This window comes from Cellulomonas endophytica, from assembly GCF_004123805.1.
GTDB lineage: Bacteria > Actinomycetota > Actinomycetes > Actinomycetales > Cellulomonadaceae > Cellulomonas > Cellulomonas endophytica.
The window spans coordinates 19,479-27,214 of sequence record NZ_RWJX01000031.1; the positions used below are offsets into that span (position 1 = coordinate 19,479).

Below are 7,736 nucleotides of genomic sequence, written 5' to 3' on the forward strand. Positions count from 1 at the left end.
GCGGTGCTGCGGGTGCGGGCGTCAGGAGCGCTTGCTGCGCGCGGTGATGCGGGCGCGCTCCGTCTGGTCCAGGACGACCTTGCGGATGCGGACGATCTCCGGCGTCACCTCGACGCACTCGTCCTCGCGGGCGAACTCCAGGCTCTCCTCGAGGGTGAGCTGGCGCGGCGGCACGAGGTTCTCGAAGTTGTCGGCCGTCGAGGACCGCATGTTCGTGAGCTTCTTCTCCTTCGTGATGTTCACGTCCATGTCCTCGTTGCGGCTGTTCTCGCCGACGATCATGCCCTCGTACACCTCCTGCGTGGGCTGCACGAAGAAGGAGCCGCGCTCCTGGAGGTTGATCATCGCGAACGGCGTGGCGGGGCCGGAGCGGTCCGCGACGAGGGAGCCGGACTGGCGCGTCTCGATCGGGCCGAACCAGGGCTCGTAGCCGTGGGAGATCGACGAGGCGATGCCCGTGCCGCGGGTGTCGGTGAGGAACCGCGTGCGGAAGCCGATGAGGCCGCGCGCCGGGACGACGAACTCCATGCGGACCCAGCCCGTGCCGTGGTTCGACATGGTCTCCATGCGGCCCTTGCGCTGCGCGAGGAGCTGGGTGACGGCGCCGAGGTACTCCTCCGGCACGTCGATCGTCATGTGCTCGACCGGCTCGTGGATCTTGCCGTCGACCGTGCGCGTGACGACCTGCGGCTTGCCGACGGTGAGCTCGAAGCCCTCGCGGCGCATCTGCTCGACGAGGATCGCCAGCGCGAGCTCGCCGCGGCCCTGGACCTCCCAGGCGTCCGGGCGGTCCGTCGGGACGACCTTGAGCGAGACGTTGCCGACGAGCTCGGCGTCGAGGCGGTCCTTCACCTGGCGCGCCGTGACCTTGTGGCCCTTGCCGCCCTTGCCCGCCAGCGGCGAGGTGTTGATCCCGATCGTCATGGAGATCGCCGGGTCGTCGACCGTGATGAGCGGCAGCGGCCGCGGGTCGTCAGGGTCGGTGAGCGTCTCGCCGATGGTGATGTCGGGGATGCCGGCGACGGCGACGATGTCGCCGGGGCCCGCCTCGCCCTCCATGGGCACGCGCTCGAGCGCCTTCGTCTCCAGCAGCTCCGTGATGCGGACGTTCTGCAGGGTGCCGTCCTGGCGGGCCCAGGCCACCGTCTGCCCCTTGCGCAGGGTGCCGTTGAAGAGGCGCAGCAGCGCCAGGCGGCCGAGGAACGGCGAGGCGTCGAGGTTCGTCACGTGCGCCTGCAGCGGCGCCCCGGCGTCGTACGTCGGCGCCGGGATCTTCTCGAGGATGGTGCGGAAGAGCGGCTCGAGGTCCGGGCTGTCGGGCAGGCCGCCGTTCGCGGGCTGCGCGAGGGAGGCGCGGCCGACCTTGGCGGCGGCGTAGACGACCGGCACGTCGAGGATCGCGTCGAGGTCGAGGTCCGGGACGTCCTCGTGCAGGTCGGAGGCCAGGCCGAGGAGCAGGTCGGTGCTCTCGTGCACGACCTCGTCGATCCGGGCGTCCGGGCGGTCGACCTTGTTCACCAGGAGGATGACCGGGAGCTTCGCGGCGAGGGCCTTGCGGAGCACGAAGCGCGTCTGCGGCAGCGGGCCCTCGGAGGCGTCGACGAGCAGCACGACGCCGTCGACCATCGACAGGCCGCGCTCCACCTCGCCGCCGAAGTCGGCGTGGCCCGGGGTGTCGATGACGTTGATCGTCACGCCGCCGGGCTGGCCCAGGTCCGCCGCCGCGGGACCCGTGTACCGGATCGCCGTGTTCTTGGCGAGGATCGTGATGCCCTTCTCGCGCTCGAGGTCGCCGGAGTCCATGGCGCGCTCGTCGACGTGGGCGTGCTCGCCGAAGGAGCCCGACTGCCAGAGCATGGCGTCGACGAGGGTGGTCTTGCCGTGGTCGACGTGCGCGACGATCGCGACGTTGCGCAGGTCGGCGCGGACGGAGAGGCCGGCCCGGGGGGCGGCGACGGGCGAGGCGGACATGGGTCCCCTGTCTGCGGAGAAGAGGTGGGCCGCCGGGACCGCCGCCCGGACGCCGCGCGCGGGGCACGGGAAGGGAGGGCGCGGTGAACGGCGCTGCGCCCATGCTAACGCCCCGCCCCCGCCCGCCCTTCCCGGGGTGAGGGGCGTCACGTCCGGCCCGTCAGGTCCCGCGCGTCACAGCCCGGGGATGGGCGGGTGCCCGGCCTCCAGCTCCACCGCGTCCTCGTGGTGCCGCCCGTCGCCCCGCACCGTCTCGTCGGAGAGCGGGCCCTGCGCCAGGAGCGCCTGGCGCGCCTCCCGCCGGCGGCGCTGCTCCTCCGGGTCCGGCACGGGCACCGCGGCCAGCAGCCGCCGGGTGTACGGGTCCACCGGGGCGTCGACGACCTGGGCCGTCTCCCCCACCTCGACGAGCTTGCCGTGGTGCATGACGGCGATCCGGTCGGACAGGATCTCGACGACCGCGAGGTCGTGGCTGATGAACAGGCAGGCGAAGCCGTGCTCGCGCTGCAGGTCCTGGAACAGGTCCAGCACCGCCGCCTGCACCGAGACGTCGAGGGCGGACGTCGGCTCGTCCGCGACGAGGAGCGCCGGCTCCAGCGACAGGGCGCGCGCGATGCCCACGCGCTGCCGCTGCCCGCCGGACAGCTCGTGGGGGTAGCGGTTGCGCATGGCCCGCGGCAGCTGGACCTGGTCGAGCAGGCGCTCCACCTGACGGCTCATCTCGGCGCCCTTGAGCCCGCGGTGCAGCAGGAGCGGCTCCGCGATGGACTCCCCGACCGGCAGGCGCGGGTTGAGCGACGAGCCCGGGTCCTGGAACACGATCCCGACCTTGCTGCGCAGCGGCTTGAGGTCCGCGGTCGAGGCCCCGACCATGTCGACGCCGGCGATCCGCAGCGACCCCCCCGTGACCGGCAGGAGCCCCACGACGGCGCGGCCGATCGTCGTCTTGCCCGACCCGGACTCCCCGACGAGCCCGACGACCTCGCCGGCACGGATGGACAGGCTCACCTCGTCGACGGCCCGGAACGCCGGCGTCCGTCCGCGTCCGGGGTACTCGACGACCATGTCGACGGCCTCGAGGACGACCGCGTCCGCCCCCGCGTCGACGTGCCGCTCCGCGACGGGCACCGCCGTCGTGGCACCCGTGCCGCCGGAGCGGCCGCCCGCCGCCCGGTGCCGACCCAGGTGGGGCACCGCGTCGAGCAGGCGCCGCGTGTAGGGGTGCTGCGGCCGGGCGAAGACGTCCGCCGCCGTGCCCTTCTCGACGACCTCGCCGTCCTTCATCACCATGATCGTGTCCGCCATGTCGGCGACCACGCCCATGTCGTGCGTGATGATGACGACGCCCGAGCGCAGCCGGTCCCTCAGGTTGCGCATGAGCTGCAGGATCTCGGCCTGGACCGTGACGTCGAGGGCCGTGGTCGGCTCGTCGGCGACGAGGAGGGCGGGGTCGCAGGCCAGGGACTGGGCGATCATCGCCCGCTGGCGCTGCCCGCCGGAGAGCTGGTGCGGGTAGGAGTCGAAACGGCGCTCGGGCTCGGGGATCTCGACGAGGCGCAGCAGCTCCAGCGCCCGCTCCTTGGCCTGCGCCGGTCCCATGTCGAAGTGCGCACGCAGGGTCTCGACGATCTGGAACCCGATCGTGTAGACGGGGTTCAGCGCCGTCATGGGCTCCTGGAAGATCATCGCCATCTCGCGCCCGCGGATGCGGCGCAGGCGCCCGGGCGCCATGCCGATGAGCTCGCGGTCCCCCAGCCGCGCGCTGCCCCGGGCGCGGCCGTTGGCCGGCAGCAGGCCGAACAGGGCCATGGAGGACTGGGTCTTGCCCGAGCCCGACTCGCCGACGATGGCGAGGACCTCGCCGGGGCGGACGTCGTAGGTGACCCCGCGCGCGGCGGGGAACCACTGGCCGTCGACGAAGAAGTCGACGCCGAGGTCCCGCACGCTGAGCACGGGGGCGTCCGCCCCCGCCGGGGACGGCGCGGGGGTGCCGGAGGTGTCGGTGGCCACGGTGTCAGTGTCCTCTCTGCGCGGGGCGAGCCCCGGGTCCTGCGGCGTCCCGGCGCGGGGCGGGGCCGTGGGGGAGCATGGCGCCATGGGCGCCACGCAGGTCTTCCGCTCGTCGTACGGCCGGGGCCTCACCGTCGCGGTGGCGGTCCTGGCGCTGCTGGTCGTGGGCGCCGCGGCCCTCGACCGGCCCGACGACCTGTCGGTCGTGACCGCCTGGGCGGTGTGGGGCACGGGGGTCGTCGCGGCGACGTTCTGGCGCCCGGCGCTCGTGGTCGAGCCGTCCGGCGTCCGCGTGGTCAACGTGCTGGCGACCGTCGAGGTGCCCTGGGCCGCTCTGCACGAGGTGCGGCTGCGCTACGGCCTGGAGCTGGTGACGACCGGCGGGACGGTCGGCGTGTGGGCCACGCCCCCCGCGGCACGGACCCGGCGCGCACCCGGTGGTCCCGGCCCGGCGGACACGGCCGCGGCCGCCGTGGAGGCGGGCGCCCGCGCCGCCGCGCAGGGGGGTCGGGACGCGGCGGGCGTCCCGTCGACCCGCGTGGTCCGGCGGCCGCACGTCGGCACGCTCGCCGGCGGGCTGGCCCTGCCGCTGCTCGCGGTCGTGGCGGCCGCGCTCGGCTAGGACCGCCGCGACGGGCGGCACGACCGCCGCGGCCGGGGTCACGAGCCCGCGCCCAGGCCGGCGTCCTGCGTCTGGTCGCCGGGACGCACCGTCGTCCCGGCGCGCGCCGCGGCACGGTCCATGGAGCGCTGGGAGGGGATGCGCTTCTGGCGCGGGTCGAACGCGTCGCGCAGCCCGTCGCCGATGAAGTTGATGCACAGCGCGATGAGCACGATGAACAGGCCAGGCCACCAGAACAGCCACGGCCGCGTGGCGAACGCGGCCTGGTACTCGCTGATGAGCAGGCCGAGGGAGATCTCGGGGCGCGTGATGCCGAAGCCGAGGTAGGACAGGGCGGCCTCGAGGAGGATCGCCTGGCTCATGAGGAGCGTCGAGCTCACGATGATGACGCCGATGGCGTTGGGCAGGATGTGCTTGCCGATGATGCGGCCGCTGCTCGCGCCCGCGACCCGGGCCGCGTCGACGAACTCGCGCTCGCGCAGGCTGAGGAACTCACCGCGGACGAGGCGCGCCAGGCTGGGCCAGAGGATGAGGCCGAGGGCGAGCGCGAAGAGCAGGCCGGAGACGCCGCCGGCGAGCTTGCCGATGACCGCACCGATGACGATCGTCGGCATCGTGATGACGAGGTCCGTGGTGCGCATGAGCGCGGTGTCCAGCCGGCCGCGGTAGAAGCCGGCGAGCGAGCCGACCGTCACCCCCACCAGGGTCGAGACGAGGCCGACGACGACGATGACCATGAGGGACGTCTGCACGCCCTTCATGACGGCGCCGAACATGTCGCGCCCCACCTCGTCCTGGCCGAACGGGTGCTCGCCGAGGGCGAACCCCTCGCCGCCGAGCCAGGTGGGCAGCGACAGGGTCGGCGCGCCGCCGGGGTTCGTGACCGGCCCGGAGGCGTTGCTGAAGCCCCACCAGCCGGGCACCGGGCCGATGCCGACGGACGAGACGGCGAGGAGCACGACGGCCCCCAGCACGACGAGCCCGACGATCGCACCCCGGTGGCGGAAGAACCGCCGGCGGACGATCTGCCCCTGGGACAGGCCGGCGACGTCCTTCTGCTCGATGGCGTTCTCGAGGTGCTCCTCCGCACCGGCGGGGCGGGGGTCCTGGGAGGGGGTCTGGGTGCTCATGCGTCCAACCGGATCCGGGGGTCGACGACCGCGTACACGAGGTCCGCCACCACGTTCGCGACGATCGCGAGCGTGGCGGTGATGAGGAGGTAGGCCATGACCGGCTCGATGTCGGCCTGCTGGAGGTTCTCGACGAACAGCCGGCCCATGCCGGGGCGGCCGAAGATGTTCTCCGTGATGATCGCGCCGCCGATGAGGGTGATGACGTCGATCGGCACCACCGTGGCGAGCGGGATGAGCGTGTTGCGGAACCCGTGCCGCACGACCACGACGCGCTCCGGCAGGCCCTTGGCCCGCGCGGTGCGGATGTAGTCCTGGTTCATCACCTCGAGCATGCTGCCGCGCGAGTAGCGCGTGTACGCCGCGAAGGAGATGAGGATGAGCGAGATCGTCGGCAGGACGAGGTGCGTGTAGGAGTCGAGCAGGCCCACCCAGTAGTTGCCCCCGAGGTTCGGCGTGCGGTCGCCGATCGTCGGGATGGGGCGGCCGCGGAGCACCTCGAAGTACGGGGGCCAGACCTGCATGACGCGGTCGATCACCACGAGCAGCACCATGACGAGCGCCGTGAGGGCGCCCGTGCGGGCCGACACGCCGCGGTCGGGCCCCGCCAGGAGGACGCCGACGCCCCAGCCGATCGCGACGAACACGACGACGAGCGCCGCCAGCGACAGGTTCGAGGGGGCCACGGCGTCGAAGACCGGCCCCATGAGCTGCTGCAGCACGAGGCCGAGCACCACCATGACGAGAGCGGAGGCCAGCGCGCGCCGGTTCTGCAGGCCCGCCGACACGAGCGTGAGGCCGGCCGCGGCGGCGAGGCCGAACACCGTGAGCAGCACCGGGTCGATGCGGGGCGTGTCCCACCACCCCGTCGCCTGCAGGTAGACGAGGAGGCCGCCCGTCGCCGCGCCCGCCACGAGCGCCGTCTGCAGCCGCCGCCGGGGGCTGCCGCCCACCGCGAGGGACCACACGAGGGCCCCCAGCAGGGTGAGCACCACGATGGCGACCGTCGAGATGGTCGGGTCGCGCAGGAAGTCGTTGAAGCCGATCGCACCCCACTGCTTCAGCAGCACCGCGACGAAGAACGAGGGCAGCGAGTACAGGAAGAACGACAGGAAGATGATCCCGTAGTCGAACGAGGAGTACTGCCGCAGCGCGCTGACGACGCCCACCGCGATCCCCAGCACGAGGGCGATGAGGGTCGAGGCGGTCACGAGCTGGAGCGTCGAGACGATCGCCGAGCCGACCAGGTCCAGGACGTCACGGCCGGTCCGCCACTGGGTGCCGAGGTCCCCCGTCGCCACCTGGCCGAGCCAGGAGAAGAACCGCAGCACCACGTTCGTGTTCAGGTCGAGCTGCGCGATCCGCTGCTCGATGAGCTGCGCCTTGTTCGGCGCGGTGCTCTCGCGCAGGTCGGCCAGCGGGTCGATGGCCTTGTTCACCAGCAGGTACATGATGAACAGGGCGACGAGCAGCGTGGCCAGGCCGGCCAGGAAGCGGCGCCAGAGGAATCTGAGCACGGGAAGTGGACCTCGTTCGAGTAGGGGCACTCGCGGTTCGCCCGGGGAGTGTATGCCGCGTCCCCCGCGCCCCCCGAAACGGCGGGGGGGCGCGCTCCCGGGGAGCGGCAGGGGCCGGGCGGGGGCCGGGCGGGGGCGCGGGACGCCACCGGGGGCCGTCGGGGCGCATGCGAAGGGCGCCGGTGGCGGGTGCCTCCGGCGCCCCTCGGCGCGCGTCGCGCCGTGGTGGCCCGCCCGCTCGGCCGGCGGTCACGCAGGGTGACCGCCGGCCGCCGGGCGGGGCCGGGTCGTGCGGTGGTGCGGTGGTGCGGTGCTGCTCAGCCCTCGGCGCCGGTGCCCGGCTCCCAGTTCCAGAAGCCGGCGAAGATCGTCGGGGAGATCGAGATCTTCGAGATGCCGGAGATGGCCTCCGGGTTCCAGGCGGTGACGCCGGGGAACTGGAAGATCGTGACGCCGAAGGCGTCGTCGACCAGCAGGGCCTCGATC

The 7,736-nt window shown here is 73.4% G+C and carries 5 protein-coding genes; 1 reads left to right on the forward strand and 4 read right to left on the reverse strand.

Annotated elements, in window-relative coordinates:
- Positions 1–21: 21 nt before the first annotated feature.
- Together typA and EJA20_RS10740 are read right to left on the reverse strand one after the other, a co-directional pair.
- A complete protein-coding gene (typA, locus tag EJA20_RS10735) occupies positions 22–1,971 on the reverse strand; it encodes a translational GTPase TypA (RefSeq protein ID WP_129338148.1) in 1,950 nt (649 codons plus the stop codon).
- A gap of 174 nt (positions 1,972–2,145) precedes the next feature.
- Complete coding sequence (locus EJA20_RS10740) at positions 2,146–3,981, reverse strand: ABC transporter ATP-binding protein (protein ID WP_240675365.1); 1,836 nt, start codon at positions 3,979–3,981, stop codon at positions 2,146–2,148.
- Positions 3,982–4,066: 85 nt separating this feature from the next.
- Here EJA20_RS10740 and EJA20_RS10745 point away from each other — a divergent pair, with 85 nt between their 5' ends.
- Entirely contained in the window at positions 4,067–4,603 is a 537-nt protein-coding gene (locus tag EJA20_RS10745) for a PH domain-containing protein (protein ID WP_129338149.1), read from the forward strand.
- A gap of 38 nt (positions 4,604–4,641) precedes the next feature.
- Here the strand turns inward: EJA20_RS10745 and EJA20_RS10750 are convergent, their stop codons facing one another.
- Complete coding sequence (locus EJA20_RS10750) at positions 4,642–5,733, reverse strand: ABC transporter permease (protein ID WP_129338150.1); 1,092 nt, start codon at positions 5,731–5,733, stop codon at positions 4,642–4,644.
- A complete protein-coding gene (locus tag EJA20_RS10755; protein ID WP_129338151.1) occupies positions 5,730–7,250 on the reverse strand; it encodes an ABC transporter permease in 1,521 nt (506 codons plus the stop codon). The genes EJA20_RS10750 and EJA20_RS10755 overlap by 4 nt, the downstream gene beginning before the upstream one ends.
- Between the last annotated feature and the right edge of the window lie 486 nt (positions 7,251–7,736).